A 17,156-nucleotide genomic window follows, 5' to 3' on the forward strand; every position below is an offset into this window, starting at 1 on the left:
GACATCAGGTGCGAGGACAGGAACACGGTGCGGCCCTGGGTGGCCAGGTAGCGCACGAGGTTGCGGACCCACAGGACTCCTTCGGGGTCCAGGCCGTTGACGGGTTCGTCCAGGATGAGGGTCTGGGGGTCGGCGAGCAGGGCTGAGGCGATGCCCAGGCGTTGGCCCATGCCCAGGGAGAACCCGCCGACGCGTTTGCGGGCGACCTGGCCCAGGCCGGTCATCTCGATGACCTCGTCCACGCGGGTGCGCTTGATGCCGTGGGTGGCGGCCATGGCGTGCAGGTGGTTGGCCGCGGTGCGTCCGGTGTGGATGGCCTTGGCGTCCAGCAGGGTGCCGACCTGGGCCAGGGGGGCGCGGTGGGTGCGGTAGGGGTGGCCGTTGACGCTCACGGTGCCGTGGGTGGGGCGGTCCAGTCCCACGATCATGCGCATGGTGGTGGACTTGCCGGCCCCGTTGGGGCCCAGGAACCCGGTGACCTTGCCCGGTGCGACGGTGAAGGTGATGTCGTCGACCGCGGTCTTGGTGCCGTATCTCTTGGTCAGGCCGGTGGCCTCGATCATGTCGTTCTCCTCAGGGTGTGCCGTTGAGAACGAACCTAGGCACCCGACCCCACCCACGCCGACACCCACGAGGACGAACCTGGGTGCCCCGTCGACTACGCCGGAAGGATGACGTCTCCCCCGGGGGGTGGTCAGGGCAGCGGGCAGGCGACCCCGGTCGAGTGCACCGGGCAGTAGCCGTTCGGGACCTTGTGCAGGTACTGCTGGTGCGGCTCCTCGGCGTAGTAGAACGGCCCGGCGCCGCCAGGACCGTCCACCGGGCGGATCTCGGTGGTGATCTCGCCGAAGCCGTTGCGGCGCAGCTCGGGCTCGTACAGCGCGCGGGTCACCTGGGCTGCCTCGGCCTGCTCGGAGGTCGTGGTGAAGATCGCCGACCGGTACTGCGTGCCCCGGTCGTTGCCCTGACGGAAGCCCTGCGTGGGGTCGTGCAGGGTCCAGAAGGTGCGCAGCAGCTCGGTGTGGCTCAGGACGCTCGGGTCGTAGGCGACCAGGACCGTCTCGGTGTGGCCGGTCAGGCCGGTGCAGGTCTCCTCGTAGGTGGGGAACGGCGTGTAGCCGCCCTGGTAGCCGGCGGCGGTCGTCACCACGCCCGGCAGCTGCCACATCTCGCGCTCGGCACCCCAGAAGCAGCCCAGGCCCAGGCCGATCACCGCGGTGCCCTCGGGCCACGGCCCGGCCAGCGGGGTCCCGAGCACGGCGTGCCGGGCGGGCACGGGGAACGGTGAGGAGTCCCTGCCGCGCAGCGCGCGCTCGGGGGTGACCATGGTGGTACGGAGCATCGAACCGAACACGTCGTCTCCTTCGCTGGTGCGAGAGCCAGGTGGTCGGACCACCTGCTCCTCGACAACACCCCGGGTGCCCAGGGGTGTTCCCACGTCCCACCCTCTAGCCTGTTCCCGTGACCACCGACACGCCCACGCCCCACGACTGGACCGATGCCGGGTTCTCCACCCGGGCCATCCACGCGGGCCAGGACCCGGATGCTGCGACCGGCGCCGTCGTCCCCCCGATCTACCAGGTCTCGACGTACAAGCAGGACGGCGTCGGCGGCCTGCGCGGAGGGTACGAGTACTCGCGCTCGGCCAACCCGACCCGCACCGCGCTCGAGCAGGCCCTGGCCTCCGCCGAAGGAGGTGCACGGGGCTTCGCCTTCGCCTCGGGCCTGGCCGCCGAGGACACCGTGCTGCGCGCCGTGCTGCGTCCCGGGGACCACATGGTGGTGCCGGACGACGCCTACGGCGGCAGCTACCGCCTGTTCGCCCGGGTGTTCGGGCCCTGGGGGGTCGAACACACCCCGGTCGACCTCTCCGACCTCGACGCGATCTCTGCCGCGATCGAGCCCGGCCGCACCAAGGTGGTCTGGGTCGAGACCCCCACCAACCCGCTGCTCGGCATCAGCGACATCGCCGCGATCGCCGCGATCGCCCGGGCCGCGGGAGCGGTCCTCGTGGTCGACAACACCTTCGCGACCCCGTACCTGCAGCAGCCCCTCTCGCTCGGGGCGGACGTCGTCGTGCACTCGACCACCAAGTACATCGGTGGGCACAGCGACGTCGTCGGCGGGGCGCTCGTGGTGGCCGAGGGCGCGCAGCTCCCGGTAGGGCTCGACGGGCCGACCGGCACCACCGGGCTGGCCGACGCCGTGGCCTTCCACCAGAACGCCTCGGGGGCGGTGGCCGGGCCCTTCGACGCCTGGCTCACCCTGCGCGGGCTCAAGACGCTCGCCGTCCGGATGGAGCGTCACTCGAGCAACGCGGCGGCGATCGCGCGGTTCCTGGTGGGACACAGCGCTGTCACCCAGGTCATCTACCCCGGGCTCGAGGAGCACGCCGGCCACGAGGTCGCCGCACGGCAGATGAGCGGTTTCGGCGGCATGATCTCGTTCCGCACGGGTAGCCGGGCCAAGGCCCTCGACGTCTGCGCACGGACCCGCGTGTTCACCCTTGCCGAGTCCCTCGGGGGAGTGGAGTCGCTCATCGAGCACCCCGGGCAGATGACCCACGCCTCGGTCGCGGGCTCGATGCTCGAGGTGCCGGACGACCTGGTCCGGCTCTCGGTGGGCATCGAGGACCTCGCGGACCTGGTCGCGGACCTCGGCCAGGCCCTCGCGTGAGCCCGCGTCCCACCGGACGACGCACACCGAGCATCCCCGCGCCGTCCCACGAGCCCGCCCCGGCGCCCGAGCAGAAGGCCTCCCGACCGGTGCTCGACTCGATCCCACGGTCCGTGCAGGTCGCCGCGGGCTGGTCCTGGCGGCTGGTCGCGATCACCATCGCCCTGGCAGGGGTGGTCGTCGCCCTGTCGGTCGGCAAGGTCATCTGGGTCTCGGTCGTGGTCGCCCTGCTGCTGACCGTGCTGCTGCTCCCCGTGGTGAACTACCTCGAGGCCCGGCTGCGCTTCCCGCGCGGAGCAGCCGCCGGGCTGTCGGTGATCGGTCTCGTCGCGTTCGTGACGGGGCTCCTGACGATGGCGGGCCGCGAGATCGTCCAGGGCTTCGCCGACCTGCGGGACCAGGCCCTCGAGGGGTTCGACGCGCTCCTGGAGTACGCCGTCAACGGCCCTCTCGGTCTGGACCGGGACGAGATCGACGGCTACGTGGCCCAGATCGGTGACCAGATCGGCAGCAACAGCCAGACGTTGATCTCGGGTGCGCTCTCCGTCACCACGACCATCGGGCAGGTCTTCGCCGGGACGCTGATCGCCCTGTTCTGCCTGCTGTTCTTCCTCAAGGACGGCAAGACCATCTGGGCCTGGCTGATCCGGCTGCTGCCCGTGGGTTCGCGGATGCCCGCCTTCGAGGCCTCACGTCGCGGCATGCTGACCCTGGGCTCCTACGTCCGGGCGCAGATCCTGGTCGCGCTGGTCGACGCCATCGGCATCGGGGTCGGGGCGGCGATCCTGGGGCTGCCGCTCGCCCTGCCGCTCGGGGTGCTGGTCTTTCTGGCCTCGTTCATCCCGTTCGTGGGGGCGATCGCCACCGGCGCCATCGCGATCCTGGTGGCCCTCGTGGACCAGGGCCCAGCGACGGCGCTGATCATGGCCGCGATCGTGCTGGGTGTCCAGCAGCTCGAGGGCAACGTGCTCCAGCCCCTGCTGCTCGGCCACGCGGTCTCGCTCCACCCGGTCGCCGTCCTCCTCGTGGTGACAGGTGGGGCGCTGGCCGCCGGGATCGTCGGCGCACTGCTGGCCGTGCCCATCGCCGCGACGATCAACACCGTGGTCCTCTACCTGCACGGCAGGGACAAGTTCCCTGCCCTCGGCCTGGATCCCGGGGGTCTGGAGTCCGAGCTCGCGAGACTCAGCGGACCGCCGAGCAGCAAGCGGAAGGCGTGACCGAGCAGCCACTGGGCCCGGCGGACGTCGCCGCCGCTGCCCGGTTGCTCGAGGGTGTGGTGACCCGGACCCCGGTCGAGAGCAGTCGGGCCGTCTCGGCCTTCGCCGGCGGGCCGGTGCTGCTCAAGTGCGAGAACCTCCAGCGTGCCGGTTCCTTCAAGATCCGTGGTGCGTACGTGCGGATGGCGCGCCTGACCGACGAGGAGAAGCGGCGCGGGGTGGTCGCGGCGAGCGCGGGCAACCACGCCCAGGGGGTCGCGCTGGCGGCCCGTCTGCTCGGGGTGGAGGCGACCGTCTACATGCCCCACGGTGCGGCACTGCCCAAGATCGCGGCCACCGAGCAGTACGGAGCGCGCGTGCTGGCCGCCGGCAGCTCGGTCGACGAGGCGCTCGACCACGCGCGGCTGCACGCCGAGCGCACGGGTGCGGTGCTGATCCACCCGTTCGACCACCGGGACGTCGTGGCCGGGCAGGGCACGATCGCGCGGGAGATCCTCGAGCAGGTCCCCGACGTCCGGACCATCGTGGTCCCGGTGGGCGGTGGTGGTCTGGCTGCTGGGGTCGTCGCGGCCCTGGGTGACGACCATCCGGAGATCGACGTCGTGGGGGTCCAGGCGGCGGGGGCCGCGGCCTACCCGGCGTCCCTGGTGGCGGGCAGGCCGATCCCGGTCCCGCAGATGTCCACCATGGCCGACGGCATCGCTGTGGGCCGGCCCGGTGAGGTGCCGTTCGCGTTGCTGCACGCCGCGCACGTGCCGGTGCGCACCGTCTCGGAGGAGGATCTCTCGCGGGCGCTGCTGCTGGTCGCCGAGCGCGCGAAGATGCTGGTCGAGCCCTCGGGCGCCGCGGGGGTCGCGGCGCTGATGGCGGGTGGGGAGCCTGTCCGCACCCCCGCGGTCGTGATCCTCTCGGGAGGCAACATCGACCCGTTGGTGCTGCTCCGGGTGGTGCGGCACGGGCTGGCCTCAGCCGGCCGATACCTCCAGCTGCGGGTGATCATCGATGACAGCCCGGGCCGTCTGGCGGCGTTGCTGGGCGAGCTCGCGGCGACGGGCTGCAACGTCATGCACGTCGGTCACGTGCGGACCGGGGTGGACCTGGCGATCGACGAGGTCGAGATCGGCGTCCAGGTCGAGACCCGCGGACCGAGCCATCGGGTCCAGGTCCTGGAGCACCTCCGGGCGGCCGGGTACCAGGTCGTCGAGGGCTAGGCACTCCACGCCGGGCATGACGAACCCGTGCCGGTCGGGACACGGCACGGGTTCGTCATGCAGGGCGGAGGCGGGTCCGGCGGGGCTCGGTCCTGGAGCGGCTCAGGCCTGGAAGGGCTTGGCCTCGTGGATCTCGACCTCGATCACCGAGCCGTTGGGTGCGGTGTACGAGGTCGCCTCCCCACGGGAGCGACCGACGATCGCGGCACCCAGGGGGGAGTTGACGCTGTAGACGTCGAGACCGGTTCCCTCGGCCACCTCGCGCGAGCCGACCAGGAAGGTCATCTTGTCGCCGGCGACGGTCGCGGTGACCACCATGCCGGACTCGACCACGCCGTCGTCGGGCGGGGCCTCGCCGACCACGGCCTTGCGGAGCATGTCCTCGAGCTGGCGGATGCGGGCCTCCTGCTTGGCCTGCTCCTCACGGGCGGCGTGATAACCACCGTTCTCCTTGAGGTCGCCCTCGGAACGCGCTGAGTCGATCTTCTCGGCGATCTCGCTCCGGCCGGGCCCGCTGAGGTGCGCGAGCTCGGCGGTGAGGCGGTCGTGCGCCTCCTGGGTCAGCCAGATGACAGCGGCGGTATCGGTCACGGTCGCTCCTTTCGAGCTCGTCGTACGTGTCGCGACGCGGCCGGGGGAGGACGCGCACGGTGGGACGGGTGTCCCTGGGGGTGTCACGCCTGCGCTCGTGCCCCGGGGGGCACGACGCTGTGCTCGGCCTGCCGGACGGTGCCGGACCTGCCGGACCCCGTCCGCAGATCCGTCAGGAGTGCGTCCGGAAGCCATGAAGGCGTGGAAAACGACCAGTGTAGCAACGAGAGCGCTCACCCCCTGGCCGAACACCCCTCCGGCCTGCGGTTTCGCCGTCCGGAGATGGTCGACGGGATCGGTGGCTCAGTCGCCGTCGACCACCCAGCAGAGCTCGACGACCGCGGTCACGGCACGCTCGGTGGTGAAGAGGGTCGACGTCAGCCGCTGCACCCGGTCCTCGGCCGGGTCCACCCGTGCCTCGAGCACGCCGACCTGGGCGTACTGGGAGTTGAGGGCCTCCAGGGTGCAGTGCACGGTGTCCGACGGGTCGAGCCGGATGACGTCGTAGGTGACCTCGATCGTCCCGTCGTCCACGACCCGGAAGCCGACGTCCTTCCAGGTGACCGGGGTCATCGCTGCGCCGTACCCGATCCACAGGGTCGCCGCGAGCCCGAGCAGGCCGAGCGCCCACAGCGTGACCACGTTCCTGCGGCGGGCCCGCGGGTCGGCGGGCGGACCGTAGCGTCCGGCCGGGGGCGCCGCCGGAGCGGGCTGCTGCGTGCGCTCGTCCGAGGACTGCTCGGTCATCGTCTCTCCAGCGGTCAGGGGTCGGTGGTCGACCGCGACGCGAGGGCACCGGCCCTCGGTCTGGTGCACGCAGGTGCGACGGGGCCTCCGCGTGCGAGACCATTGTCCCTGGTGCGCGCCGTCCGTGGGCGTCGTCGGCGCACCGCAGGCCGACGAAGGGTGTGTGCTGGTGGACGAGGCGAGGCACGACGTGCGAGCCAGGACCGGGTTGCGTCTGATGGCGGTGCACGCGCACCCCGACGACGAGTCGAGCAAGGGGGCAGCGACCACCGCACGCTATGCCTCGCAGGGCGTCGAGGTGCTGGTCGTGACGTGCACCGGCGGAGAGCGCGGCAGCATCCTCAACCCGCACTACGGTCAGGCCCCGGCGACGCTCGAGGACATGGCCCGGGTGCGACGCCAGGAGATGGCCGAGGCCGCCGAGGCGCTGGGTGTCAGCCAGCACTGGCTGGGCTTCGTGGACTCGGGGCTGCCCGAGGGAGACCCGTTGCCGCCGCTGCCGGACGGGTGCTTCGCGACGGTGCCGCTCGAGGAGGCCACGATCCCGCTCGTCGAGCTGGTCCGTTCCTTCCGCCCGCACGTGATGACCACCTACGACCCCACGGGTGGGTACCCGCACCCCGACCACATCATGTGCCACCGGGTCGCGGCCGAGGCGTTCGCCGCGGCGGGCAGCATCGAGAGGTACCGCGGTCACGGCGAGCCGTGGCAGCCGCTCAAGCTGTACTACAACCACGACTTCTCGCTGAACCGGATCCAGACCGTCCACGAGGCCGTGGTCGCGGCGGGGCTCGAGTCGCCCTTCGGCGAGTGGGTCAGCTCGCGCGCGATGCGGGAGATCCCCGAGCGCGAGGTGACCACACGCATCGCGTGCGCGGACTGGTTCCCGGCCCGTGACGCAGCGCTGGTCGCCCATGCCACGCAGATCGACCCCAAGGGGTTCTTCTTCGCGATCCCTCGCGACCTCGAGGCCGAGGTGTGGCCCGTCGAGGAGTACGAGCTCGCGGAGTCGCACGTGCCCGTCCAGCTCCCCGAGGACGACCTCTTCGCCGGGATCCACCCTGAGGACGATCGGCCGGCCGTGCGGGGGGCCGCGGGATGACCGCCCCCGCATCGGGCCTGCTCGTCGTCCCGGGCCTACCGGCGCAGCCCTCGCAGACCTGGGCGACCACCGAGGTGGACGAGCCCTCGACCCCGGTGCTGCGCGAGGGGCTGACCCCCGACGACGTCACCCCCGGTCTGCTGGGCTTCCTGGTGATCTTCGGCGCTGCGGTGGCCTGCATCCCGCTGTTCCGGTCGCTGACCAGCAAGCTGCGAGGTGTCGATCGCAGGGCCCCCGCCGACGATCCCGAGGCCGGCGACGGCGCCGCTGAGGCGGCCGACGAGCCGACCGAGGGGACTGACGGCGGACGGGGCACCCAGGTCGACGGGCTCCGGTGACCGCGGTGGTGCGCGTCCACGTCGCTGCGACCACCGGGGGGACCGACACCGTCCGCAACCGTGACACCGCGGCGCAGACGATCACCGCCGCGGCGAGAGACGGTGCGCGGCTGGTGGTGCTGCCCGAGTACGCGGCCCGCTTCGACCCCCGGGGCGTGGGCCCCGAGCTGGCCGAGCCCCTCGACGGGCCGTTCGTCAACCTGCTCCGGGGGCTCGCGGAGCAGACCGGGGTCTCGGTCGTGGCGGGGACGACCCTCCCGGGCGAGCGTGCCGACCGCGCGGTCAACGCCGTGGTCGCGGTCGACGGCACGGGTGGGCTCGCAGGGGTCTACCGCAAGGTCCACCTGTACGACGCCTTCGGGCACCGTGAGTCCGAGCGTCTCGAGCCCGGTCCGGCTGACGCCGCTCCGCTGGTGCTGGACGTCGACGGCCTGCGGGTCGGGGTGATGACCTGCTACGACCTGCGCTTCCCCGAGTCCGCGCGCCGGCTGGTGGACGCCGGTGCGAGCGTCCTGGTGGTCCCCGCCGCCTGGGCCGCCGGTGAGCACAAGGCCGACCAGTGGCTCACGCTGCTGCGGGCGCGGGCGATCGAGGACACCGCGTACGTCCTGGGTTCGGCCCAGCAGGGGCACGGCGTCGTGGGGGACTCGGTGGTCGTCGACCCGCACGGGGTGGTGCTGGCCCGCGCCGGGGGGAGGGTGACGGAGGGCGGGTCGCCGGGCGTCGCGGCGGCCGACCTCGACCCCGAGGTGGTCCGCACGGTGCGTGAGCGCAACCCGTCGCTGGCCAACCGGCGCTACGGCGTGGTGCCCATCTCCTGACCCGCGTTGTGACGGGTCGTGACTTGTGCGTAAGGTCTGCAGGGACAAGCCCCCGGGGAGCGCGGACGCGCTGAGAGTGTGGTCGGACCGAGAGGTCGAGCCACTGACCCGTGGAACCTGATCCGGTTCATGCCGGCGTAGGGAGCTGGGCGAGGCACTGCTCGACGTGCCGTGCTGTCCGGGGGTCCGTGCACCCACCTGGAGGCATCCATGACCCTCGACCAGTCGACGTCCCCCGAGGCCCCGACCACGCCCCCCACCGCTGCCGACCACGTCCGCCTGGGTGTCGGTGCCCGGTTCACCCTGCACCCCGCGGCCGACGACGTCGTGCCGGTGATCCTGGGCGCCCTGGCCGCGGGCCGGGCAGCGGTCCCGTCGGTCACGGTGCGTACCGACGACGTCTCGACGCTGCTGCGCGGCAGCGAGCAGGACCTCGCGCTGTTCCTGACCACGGTGGTCGCGCACGCCGCGGAGGCGACCGGCTCGGGGCACGTCGTGGCGACCGTCGCCCTGTCGCGCGGGTGCCCGGGCGAGGTGGGCTGCGAGCTTCCGGCCGGTGACCTGGTCGCCGTCCCGCGGGTCGTGCTCGAGAGCACGGGGCACGCGGCCGCCGCGCACTGGGCCCTCTACCCGCTCGGGGTCGTCGACGCGATGGGTCCCATCGCGTCGGCCATCGACCTGGCGCGGGAGGCCGGGACGTGGGGCGGGGCGGAGAACTTCGCGACCCGGCTCGACGGGGACCTGGCCGAGGTGATCGCGACCTTCCTCGACACGTGGACCAGGGTGGGCCGCGAGGTGGCCCACGTCGCTGCGCACGCCACGATCAGCGTGGGCAGCCCGAGCAGCCGGGCCGGTGCCCGGTGAGCGCGTCGCGCCGTCCGCGCGCCGGCTGGGCGCTGAGGGACCTGGTCGTCCTGGCGGTCCTCGCGGCGGTCTTCGGCTTCCTGTACTGGGCCCTGGTCCAGGCCTGGGGAGGGCTGCAGGTCGCGATGGGTCCGTTCGGGGACCTGGCCCAGAACGTGCTCATGGGGGGCTGGATCACCGTCGCTCCGCTGGCTGTCTTCATCGTGCGGCGACCCGGGGCGGGGATCGTGGCGGAGATCGCGGCCGCCTTCGTCGAGTTCGCCTTCCTGGGTTCACCGGCCGGGCCCATGCTGCTCATCGCCGGTCTGGTCCAGGGTGGCGGCGCCGAGCTGGCCTTCGCCCTGACCCGGTACCGTCGCTACGGCTGGCCGACCTTCCTGGCCTCGGGGCTCGGTGGGGCGATCGCGAGCTTCGTGTGGGCCGGGACGCTCTACGACTGGTGGACCCAGGACGTCGTGCTGCTGCGGCTCGGTCTGCAGCTCGCGAGCGGGCTGCTCCTGACCGGGGTGCTCGCCAAGCTCATCGCGGAGGCGCTGCTCAGGACGGGCGTGCTCGACAACTTCGCCCCGGGCAGGGCGGCACGGGCCGCGCGCGTCGCCCGGGAGCCCTCGGTCGACCCTGCGCCGGACCTCTCGCGGTGAGCGTCGCCGCGATCACCACGCGCGGGCTGTCGGTGCACTTCGCCGGTCGCGCGGCGCCGAGCCTGTCCGGAGTGGACCTGACGGTCGGGCCGGGGGAGCGGGTCCTGGTGCTCGGACCTTCGGGCGGCGGCAAGTCGACGTTGCTGCACGTGCTCACCGGTGTGGTGCCGCAGTCGGTGGACGCCGACGTGGCGGGGGAGGTCCGGGTGCTCGGGCAGGACCCGCAGGTCGTCCCGGTCCCCCAGCTCGCCCTGCAGGTCGGCTGGCTCGGGCAGGACCCGGCCGCAGGTGCCTGCCTGCCGGTCGTGGAGACCGAGGTCGCGCTGCCGCTCGAGAACCGGGGCGTCCCGCGCGAGGAGATCGGTCCACGGGTCCGGCGCGCGCTGGTCGCGGTCGGCGCCGAGCACCTGGCCCGCCGCCGCACCAGCACGCTGAGCGGCGGTGAGCAGCAACGGGTCGCCCTGGCCGCGGTGCTCGCCGGGGAGCCCGAGGTCCTGGTCCTGGACGAGCCCACCTCGATGCTGGACCCGGTCAGCGCCGCGCAGGTGCTCACCCTGATCGGCGAGCAGAGCCGAACGCGCACGACCCTCCTGGTCGAGCACCGGACGGCGGAGATGTCGTGGTCTCCCGAGCGAGCCGTCCTGCTCGACGAGTCCGGGCGGGTCGCGGCCGACGGCCCGGCGGGCGACCTTCTCGCCGCACGACGCGACGCGGCAGGCGCCGCACGGGATCCCGCGGCGGTGCCGGGCCGCTCGGGCGGCGACGTGGTGCTCGAGCTGCGTCGTGCGCACTTCGCCCAGGGTGGTCACGACGTGGTGCGCGGGGTCGACCTGTCCGTGCGCCGAGGGCAGGTGACGGTCGTGGTGGGCTGCAACGGCAGCGGCAAGTCCTCGGTGCTGCTGGGGGCCGCCGGGCTGCTGCCTGGCGGCGGGGTCCGGGCGGGCGCCGGAGCCGCCGGGCTGGTCTTCCAGCGCCCCGAGCACCAGTTCCTGGCCCGGACCGTTGCGCAGGAGGTCGCCCACGGGCTGCCCCGACCGACCGGCTCGCGGCGCTGGTGGGCCCGTGCGTCCGCCCGGGAAGGCGTCGACCGTCAGGAGGCCGCCCGGGCGTCGACCACCGCAGCCTGGCTCGACCGCTTCGACCTGGCACCGCTGGCCGACGCGGATCCGTTCCGTCTCTCGGGTGGCCAGCAGCGGCGGCTCTCCGTCGCGGCGATGGCCGTGGTCGGCCGGCCGGTCCTGCTCCTGGACGAGCCGACCTTCGGCCTGGACCTGCCGCAGACCCGCGCCGTGGTGGACCTGGTGCGCGAGCTGGCCGACGCGGGCACAGCGGTCGTGGTCGCGACCCACGACCTGGACCTGGGCCGACGGCTCGCCGACCAGGTCCTGGTGCTCTCGCAGGGTGAGCAGGTGGCGGTCGGCGGACCCGGTCTGCTCGACGACGCCGGGCTGCTCGCCGAGGCCGGTCTGCTGGTCGAGGCGCCGGTGCTGCACCGCGTGGGGCGAGGATGAGCGCGGTGGTCGTGGCCGGCCCGGGAGCCGTGCTGCGCCGGTGCGACCCCACCGTGCTGCTCGTCGTGGTCGTCGGCGTGCCGCTGGTCCTGCTCAGGGTCTACGAACCGGCTCCGCTGCTCGCGCTGTGGGCGTGCGCGGTGGTCGGGGTGGTGCTCGCGGCGCGGGTGCCGGTGCGCCGGCTGCTCCTGGCCCAGCTGCCGTTCGTGTCGTTCGCGCTGAGCCTGGTGATGGTCAACGCGGTGACCCGCAGCGGCGGTGACGCGGTGGTGGTCGCGGCCTGGGGCCCGGTGGAGGTGACCGACCTCGGGCTCAGGACGGGGTTCGCGCTGGGGGTGCGGACCTTGCTCGTGGGGGTGTGCGCGGTGGGTTTCCTCGCGACCGCCGAACCCTCCCGGTTGCTGACCTCGTTGCACCAGGTCGGCAGGCTCCCGGTCCGGGTGACGTCCGCCCTCCTGGCTGCGCACCGGCTGCTCGACGACCTTCCCGCCGAGTGGGTCGCCGTCCGGCGGGCGCACGCCGTGCGGGAGCCCGTGGCCCGGCAGGACGGACGCCGTCGGCTCTCGACCTCGCCCCGTGTCCTGGGTCGGGTGGCGTTCGTGCTGCTCGCCACGAGCATCCGCCGGGCCGAGCGGGTCGCGATCTCGCTCGAGAGCCGGGGGCTCGGTGCGCTCCGCAGGGGGGAGCGCACCGTGTGGCGGCCGGCCGGCGTCGGAGCACCCGACGTCGTGCTGGTCGCCGTGGTGGGGGGGACCCTCGCCGCGGTGCTCGTGCTGCTGTGATCACAGGGCAGCGAGCACCGCGACGGGGGTGCGCCCTCAGGCCAGGCGATAGGTCGCGATGACCACGGCGACGTAGTGGCAGCTGAAGCCGATCACGGTCAGCACGTGGAAGATCTCGTGGAACCCGAACCACCGTGGGCTGGGGTTGGGACGCTTGAGCCCGTAGACCACCGCGCCGAGGGAGTAGGCGAGCCCGCCCACCGCGATCAGCCACACGATCGTGGGCGAGCCGTCCCGCCAGAACTGCGGCATGTAGCCGACGGACACCCAGCCGAGCGCGACGTAGATCGGCACGTAGAGCCAGCGCGGCGCGCCGAGCCAGAACACCCGTGCCAGCAGTCCGGCCAGCGCGCCGAGCCACACGATCCACAGCAGGATCCGCGCCTGGCGCGACTCGAGGATGAGCACGGCGAGCGGTGTGTAGGTCCCCGCGATGATCAGGAAGATGTTGGTGTGGTCGAGGCGTCGTAGCACGCCGGTGACCCGCGGGGACCAGGTGCCCCGGTGGTACACCGCGCTGGTGCCGAAGAGCAGGATCGCGGAGGCGCCGAAGACCGCGTTGGAGACCCGGGCGGGGGTCGTGGGGGACAGCGCGATCAGCACGATCGCCGCGACGACCACGAGAGGTGCCATGCCCGCGTGGATCCACCCGCGCAGGCGGGGCTTGAGGGCGTCGGTGATCGCCTCGGTCGCCATGCTGATCCTCTCCCTGGATGAACCTACGGGAGCGTAGGTTATCGCAGCGAGGGGTCCGGTCTCCACGCGTCCTCCACCCCGGCCGCGGGCCCCGAGCGGTAGCGTGACCTCGACCCGTAGGACGCCACCCACCGATGCCCGAGGACTGTGCATGCGACTGCCCAACCCGCTCTACCGGGTGTACGAGCGGCGGCTGGCGTCGTCGCTGCCCGAGAACGGGATCCCGCGTCACATCGGCGTGATCCTGGACGGGAACCGGCGGTGGGCACGGTCCCTCGGAGCGACCGCCTCGGCAGGCCACCAGCGCGGGGCGGACAAGATCACCGAGCTGCTCACCTGGTCCGAGGAGGTCGGGGTCGAGGTCGTCACCCTGTGGATGCTCTCGACCGACAACCTCTCGCGCTCGCCCGAGGAGCTCGCCCAGCTGCTCGAGATCATCCAGGACGCGGTCGAGCGGCTCGCCGCCACCGGGCGGTGGCGGCTGCAGGTCATGGGGGCCCTCGAGCTGCTGCCCGAACCCGCCGCGGAGGCGCTGCGGGGAGCGCAGGAGCGCACCCGCGACGTCGCCGGCCTGCACGTCAACGTGGCCATCGGCTACGGCGGCCGGCGGGAGATCGCCGACGCGGTCCGCTCGATGCTGCGGCAGCACGCCGGCAACGGGACCTCCCTGGAGGACCTTGCGGACTCCTTCGACGTCGAGCACATCGCTGAGCACCTCTACACCAAGGGCCAGCCCGACCCCGACCTGGTGATCCGCACCTCGGGGGAGCAGCGGCTGGGCGGGTTCCTGCTCTGGCAGAGCGCCCACAGCGAGTTCTACTTCTGCGAGGCCTACTGGCCGGACTTCCGCAGGGTCGACTTCCTGCGGGCACTACGGGCCTACGCAGCCCGCGAACGTCGGCTCGGTCGCTGACCTCCCGGTGTGACCGGCGTGTGAACTTCTGGTGACCTCCCCGCGGTAGGCGTGTCGAGGGCTTCGGGTGTCGGTGGTGCGGCGTACTTTCGCGGTGACGGACGGCGCTCGCCGTCCTCCGGGAGGCCAGCCCATGGAGCACTCGCTCCGGGAGGAGGGTCGGTACCCGGCCCTGTGGCCGGTCGACCGCCCCCACCCAGTCGCCGATCGCCGGCCGTGCGCCGGCAGGAGGCAGCGAGAGCGGCGCTGAGGCGCCGGAGGGAGCCCGCCATGGTCACCAAGGACACCACCAGGGACGACGTCGACCGGTCGCTCACCTACGTGCTCGACACCTCGGTGCTCCTCTCCGACCCGCGGGCCATCCTGCGGTTCGCCGAGCACGCCGTGGTCCTCCCGGTGGTCGTGATCACCGAGCTCGAGGCCAAGCGGCACCACGCCGAGCTGGGGTACTTCGCACGCAGCGCGCTGCGCATGCTCGACGACCTCCGCGTCACCCACGGGCGGCTCGACCAGGCGGTCCCGGTCGGGGAGCAGGGCGGGACGCTGCGCGTCGAGCTCAACCACGTCGACCCGCAGGTGCTGCCGGCGGGGTTCCGCCTGGGCGACAACGACACGCGCATCCTCGCGGTCGCCAAGAACCTGGCCGACGAGGGTGAACGTGTGGTCCTGGTGTCCAAGGACCTGCCGCTGCGTGTCAAGGCGTCTGCGGTGGGTCTCGCGGCCGAGGAGTACCGCGCCGAGCTCGCCGTCGACTCGGGGTGGACCGGGATGACCGAGCTGCAGATCGCCGAGCACCAGATGGCCGGCCTCTGGGAGAGCGGGCGGGTCGAGCTCGCCGACATCGACCTCGGCAGCCAGGACACCGGTCCGCTGCTGTGCCACACCGGTGTGGTCGTGCACTCCCCGCGCGGGTCGGCCCTGGGGCGGGTGACCCCTGACAAGCACCTGCAGCTCGTCCGCGGTGACCAGGACGTCTTCGGCCTGCACGGCCGCAGCGCCGAGCAGCGCATCGCGATCGACCTGCTGCTCGACGAGGAGATCGGCATCCTGTCGCTCGGCGGCCGGGCGGGGACGGGCAAGTCGGCCCTCGCGCTGTGCGCAGGCCTGGAAGCGGTCCTGGAGAAGGGTCAGCACCGCAAGGTCATGGTGTTCCGACCGCTGTACGCCGTCGGAGGGCAGGACCTGGGCTACCTGCCGGGCTCCGAGGCCGAGAAGATGAACCCGTGGGCGCAGGCGGTCTTCGACACCCTCGGTGCGCTGGTGTCCTCCGAGGTCGTCGAGGAGGTCATGGACCGGGGGATGCTCGAGGTGCTGCCCCTGACACACATCCGGGGGCGGTCGCTGCACGACGCCTTCGTGATCGTCGACGAGGCCCAGTCCCTCGAGCGCAACGTGCTCCTCACGGTGCTGTCGCGGATCGGCCAGAGCTCGCGGGTGGTCCTGACGCACGACGTCGCCCAGCGGGACAACCTGCGCGTCGGGCGCCACGACGGTGTCGCGGCGGTCATCGAGGCGCTCAAGGGCCACCCGCTGTTCGCGCACGTGACGCTCACCCGGTCCGAGCGGTCACCGGTCGCGGCGCTGGTCACCGAGCTGCTTGAGGGCATCGAGGGCTGAGGGTCCTTCTGGTCGCCCGCTCGTCGGGCCGCCGGTTCGGCCCGTCGCCGGGACCCCCTCGAGGGCCTCGGTGCTCGCGGGCAGCCCGTCTCCGCCGTCGGCGGCCCCGCCCCTGATGGCCCATGGCAGCCCCTGGGCCAGGAGAGGTCTGGGGTGGTCCATGCGCTGCAGGTGCAGGTGCGGCTCGCTCGAGTTGCCGGTGTTGCCGCACTCGGCCAGGCGCTCACCCGCGGTGACCCGCTGCCCGACCCCGACCTGGACGCTGCCGCGCCGCAGGTGGGCGTACAGGACGTAGGTGCCGTCGGAGAGTCGGATGATGACGTGGTTGCCCAGGATCGGGCCAGGTCCACCGAACTCGCGGACCATGCCCTCGACCATCATCAGCAGGTACGCCGGCCAGCTGGACCGGCTGCGGTGGTCGCGCCACCGGTCGACCACGCGGACGACCACGCCGTCGGCCACGCAGTGCAGCGGTTGGCCGAAGGCCGGGTAGTCCTCGGGCTCTCGCAGGTGCGAGCCGTCGCCGAACGTCGGGCGCTCGACCCCCTCGGGGGCGTGCACCAGGTCGACCGCGTAGGTCTGGCCGTAGGCGTGCGTCCCGTGGCTGGGGACCTTGGTCGCCGGGCTGTTCAGGGCCAACCAGCGTCCGGCGACCGGGGAGTCGACCACGAGCGGGTCGACGGTCAGGGGCCGTGGGAGGACGAAGGACAGCGGGAAGCCGACCATCAGGCTGCTCAGCCCCGCGAGGTACAGGAGCCCGGACTGCAGCGGTGCGTCCAGGAGGTCCAGGGTGATGGCGAGCGCGAAGGCCGGGATCGGGAAGAGTGCGGCCGCTGAGCCGACGCGTGCCGCCAGGCGGGTGCGGGTGGGCAGCTCGATGCTCATGCCGGCCCCACCGCCGTCAGGACGGCCAGCAGTGCCACGACGCGTGTCGCGGGGACCTCGTACCGACCTCGCCCGGTGGTGCGCAGCCACCCCGCGGCGACCAGCGGGCGCAGGTGGTGGTGCAGCTGCCCTGCGGTGCCGAGGGGTTCGAGGGCCGCGAGCTCCGCGGTCGAGCGGGTCCCGCCGAGCACCGCGTGCAGCACGAGGAGGCGCACCGGGTGGGAGAGGGCGTCCAGGGCGGGGGCGGCCGTGGACCAGTCCTGCTCCAGGAGGCTCTCGGTCTCGGCGGACTGCTGCCACTCGACGTGCTCGCCCGTAGGCAACCGCACCGACCCGGTGAACAGGACGCCGCCCTGCTCGGGGAGCCGTGCGCGCAGGCTTGTCAGGGCCCAGAAGGTGTCGGGGTCCGGCCCGCGCGGATCGCCACCCGAGGAGGCGTGCGGGTCGCCGCGTCGTTCCTCGAGGGCTGCGACGCGTTCCTCGAGGGCGGCCAGGCGGAGCGACAGATCAGTGGTCATAATTCGATAGTACGGATTAACGA

19 protein-coding genes and 1 riboswitch are annotated in these 17,156 nt (G+C 72.9%); of the genes, 12 read left to right on the forward strand and 7 right to left on the reverse strand.

Annotation, left to right across the window (positions count from 1 at the left end; genetic code table 11):
* Positions 1–563 (reverse strand): ABC transporter ATP-binding protein (locus M1R94_RS16205; protein WP_249382760.1); only part of this gene is annotated, 563 nt, incomplete at its 3' end.
* A gap of 131 nt (positions 564–694) precedes the next feature.
* The gene (msrA, locus tag M1R94_RS16210; protein WP_249382833.1) at positions 695–1,327 is read right to left on the reverse strand and encodes a peptide-methionine (S)-S-oxide reductase MsrA; all 633 of its coding nucleotides are present in this window, start codon (positions 1,325–1,327) and stop codon (positions 695–697) included.
* A gap of 134 nt (positions 1,328–1,461) precedes the next feature.
* Between msrA and M1R94_RS16215 the strand changes: the two genes are divergently transcribed.
* From M1R94_RS16215 to ilvA, 3 genes are read left to right on the forward strand one after another with little or no spacing between them, the layout of a single operon-like run.
* Positions 1,462–2,676, forward strand: a complete 1,215-nt coding sequence (locus M1R94_RS16215; RefSeq protein ID WP_249382761.1) for a cystathionine gamma-synthase — start codon at positions 1,462–1,464, stop codon at positions 2,674–2,676.
* Entirely contained in the window at positions 2,673–3,896 is a 1,224-nt protein-coding gene (locus M1R94_RS16220; protein ID WP_249382762.1) for an AI-2E family transporter, read from the forward strand. Before M1R94_RS16215 ends, M1R94_RS16220 begins: the two co-directional genes overlap by 4 nt.
* A complete protein-coding gene (gene ilvA / locus M1R94_RS16225; RefSeq protein ID WP_249382763.1) occupies positions 3,893–5,107 on the forward strand; it encodes a threonine ammonia-lyase in 1,215 nt (404 codons plus the stop codon). The genes M1R94_RS16220 and ilvA overlap by 4 nt, the downstream gene beginning before the upstream one ends.
* A 102-nt stretch (positions 5,108–5,209) precedes the next feature.
* Here the strand turns inward: ilvA and greA are convergent, their stop codons facing one another.
* Positions 5,210–5,698, reverse strand: a complete 489-nt coding sequence (gene greA, locus M1R94_RS16230; protein ID WP_249382764.1) for a transcription elongation factor GreA — start codon at positions 5,696–5,698, stop codon at positions 5,210–5,212.
* Positions 5,699–6,001: 303 nt separating this feature from the next.
* Positions 6,002–6,445, reverse strand: a complete 444-nt coding sequence (locus M1R94_RS16235) for a DUF4307 domain-containing protein (protein ID WP_249382765.1) — start codon at positions 6,443–6,445, stop codon at positions 6,002–6,004.
* A gap of 217 nt (positions 6,446–6,662) precedes the next feature.
* Between M1R94_RS16235 and mca the strand changes: the two genes are divergently transcribed.
* The 7 genes from mca (at position 6,663) to M1R94_RS16270 (ending at position 12,504) form a co-directional block, all read left to right on the forward strand.
* Positions 6,663–7,547, forward strand: coding sequence for a mycothiol conjugate amidase Mca (mca, locus tag M1R94_RS16240; RefSeq protein ID WP_249382834.1), 885 nt, complete (start codon positions 6,663–6,665; stop codon positions 7,545–7,547).
* Complete coding sequence (locus M1R94_RS16245; protein WP_249382766.1) at positions 7,544–7,885, forward strand: hypothetical protein; 342 nt, start codon at positions 7,544–7,546, stop codon at positions 7,883–7,885. The genes mca and M1R94_RS16245 overlap by 4 nt, the downstream gene beginning before the upstream one ends.
* Entirely contained in the window at positions 7,882–8,706 is an 825-nt protein-coding gene (locus M1R94_RS16250) for a nitrilase-related carbon-nitrogen hydrolase (RefSeq protein WP_249382767.1), read from the forward strand. The genes M1R94_RS16245 and M1R94_RS16250 overlap by 4 nt, the downstream gene beginning before the upstream one ends.
* Before the next feature lie 43 nt (positions 8,707–8,749).
* A riboswitch (TPP riboswitch) is annotated at positions 8,750–8,869 on the forward strand.
* A gap of 47 nt (positions 8,870–8,916) precedes the next feature.
* Positions 8,917–9,570: a Ykof family thiamine-binding protein gene (locus M1R94_RS16255; RefSeq protein WP_249382768.1), complete on the forward strand. Its 654-nt coding sequence runs from the start codon at positions 8,917–8,919 to the stop codon at positions 9,568–9,570.
* Positions 9,567–10,211, forward strand: a complete 645-nt coding sequence (locus M1R94_RS16260) for an ECF transporter S component (RefSeq protein ID WP_249382769.1) — start codon at positions 9,567–9,569, stop codon at positions 10,209–10,211. Before M1R94_RS16255 ends, M1R94_RS16260 begins: the two co-directional genes overlap by 4 nt.
* The gene (locus M1R94_RS16265; RefSeq protein WP_249382770.1) at positions 10,208–11,722 is read left to right on the forward strand and encodes an ABC transporter ATP-binding protein; all 1,515 of its coding nucleotides are present in this window, start codon (positions 10,208–10,210) and stop codon (positions 11,720–11,722) included. The genes M1R94_RS16260 and M1R94_RS16265 overlap by 4 nt, the downstream gene beginning before the upstream one ends.
* The gene (locus M1R94_RS16270) at positions 11,719–12,504 is read left to right on the forward strand and encodes an energy-coupling factor transporter transmembrane component T family protein (protein WP_249382771.1); all 786 of its coding nucleotides are present in this window, start codon (positions 11,719–11,721) and stop codon (positions 12,502–12,504) included. Before M1R94_RS16265 ends, M1R94_RS16270 begins: the two co-directional genes overlap by 4 nt.
* A 36-nt stretch (positions 12,505–12,540) precedes the next feature.
* Here M1R94_RS16270 and trhA read toward each other — a convergent pair whose 3' ends face one another.
* A complete protein-coding gene (gene trhA, locus M1R94_RS16275; RefSeq protein WP_249382772.1) occupies positions 12,541–13,200 on the reverse strand; it encodes a PAQR family membrane homeostasis protein TrhA in 660 nt (219 codons plus the stop codon).
* A gap of 151 nt (positions 13,201–13,351) precedes the next feature.
* On the opposite strand from trhA, the gene M1R94_RS16280 reads away from it, so the two are divergent.
* Together M1R94_RS16280 and M1R94_RS16285 are read left to right on the forward strand one after the other, a co-directional pair.
* Positions 13,352–14,113 carry an isoprenyl transferase gene (locus M1R94_RS16280; protein ID WP_249382773.1) on the forward strand — a complete coding sequence of 254 codons (762 nt, stop codon included), beginning with the start codon at positions 13,352–13,354 and terminating at the stop codon, positions 14,111–14,113.
* A gap of 270 nt (positions 14,114–14,383) precedes the next feature.
* Complete coding sequence (locus M1R94_RS16285; RefSeq protein WP_249382774.1) at positions 14,384–15,730, forward strand: PhoH family protein; 1,347 nt, start codon at positions 14,384–14,386, stop codon at positions 15,728–15,730.
* Here the strand turns inward: M1R94_RS16285 and M1R94_RS16290 are convergent.
* Together M1R94_RS16290 and M1R94_RS16295 are read right to left on the reverse strand one after the other, a co-directional pair.
* Positions 15,680–16,615 (reverse strand): M23 family metallopeptidase, encoded by a 936-nt coding sequence (locus M1R94_RS16290; RefSeq protein WP_249382775.1) that lies wholly within the window; start codon positions 16,613–16,615, stop codon positions 15,680–15,682. The genes M1R94_RS16285 and M1R94_RS16290 overlap by 51 nt on opposite strands.
* Entirely contained in the window at positions 16,612–17,133 is a 522-nt protein-coding gene (locus tag M1R94_RS16295) for an ArsR/SmtB family transcription factor (RefSeq protein ID WP_249382776.1), read from the reverse strand. Before M1R94_RS16295 ends, M1R94_RS16290 begins: the two co-directional genes overlap by 4 nt.
* Positions 17,134–17,156: the final 23 nt, after the last annotated feature.

Source organism: Actinotalea alkalitolerans (genome assembly GCF_023369855.1).
Taxonomy (GTDB): Bacteria; Actinomycetota; Actinomycetes; order Actinomycetales; family Cellulomonadaceae; genus Actinotalea.

Bases quoted from the DNA above. Each gene is read 5' to 3' on its own strand.
- msrA (WP_249382833.1), bottom strand. From the start codon at position 1,327: ATGGTCACCCCCGAGCGCGCGCTGCGCGGCAGGGACTCCTCACCGTTC.
- M1R94_RS16235 (WP_249382765.1), bottom strand. From the start codon at position 6,445: ATGACCGAGCAGTCCTCGGACGAGCGCACGCAGCAGCCCGCTCCGGCG.
- mca (WP_249382834.1), top strand. From the start codon at position 6,663: ATGGCGGTGCACGCGCACCCCGACGACGAGTCGAGCAAGGGGGCAGCG.
- M1R94_RS16245 (WP_249382766.1), top strand. From the start codon at position 7,544: ATGACCGCCCCCGCATCGGGCCTGCTCGTCGTCCCGGGCCTACCGGCG.
- M1R94_RS16255 (WP_249382768.1), top strand. From the start codon at position 8,917: ATGACCCTCGACCAGTCGACGTCCCCCGAGGCCCCGACCACGCCCCCC.
- M1R94_RS16270 (WP_249382771.1), top strand. From the start codon at position 11,719: ATGAGCGCGGTGGTCGTGGCCGGCCCGGGAGCCGTGCTGCGCCGGTGC.
- trhA (WP_249382772.1), bottom strand. From the start codon at position 13,200: ATGGCGACCGAGGCGATCACCGACGCCCTCAAGCCCCGCCTGCGCGGG.
- M1R94_RS16280 (WP_249382773.1), top strand. From the start codon at position 13,352: ATGCGACTGCCCAACCCGCTCTACCGGGTGTACGAGCGGCGGCTGGCG.
- M1R94_RS16285 (WP_249382774.1), top strand. From the start codon at position 14,384: ATGGTCACCAAGGACACCACCAGGGACGACGTCGACCGGTCGCTCACC.
- M1R94_RS16290 (WP_249382775.1), bottom strand. From the start codon at position 16,615: ATGAGCATCGAGCTGCCCACCCGCACCCGCCTGGCGGCACGCGTCGGC.
- M1R94_RS16295 (WP_249382776.1), bottom strand. From the start codon at position 17,133: ATGACCACTGATCTGTCGCTCCGCCTGGCCGCCCTCGAGGAACGCGTC.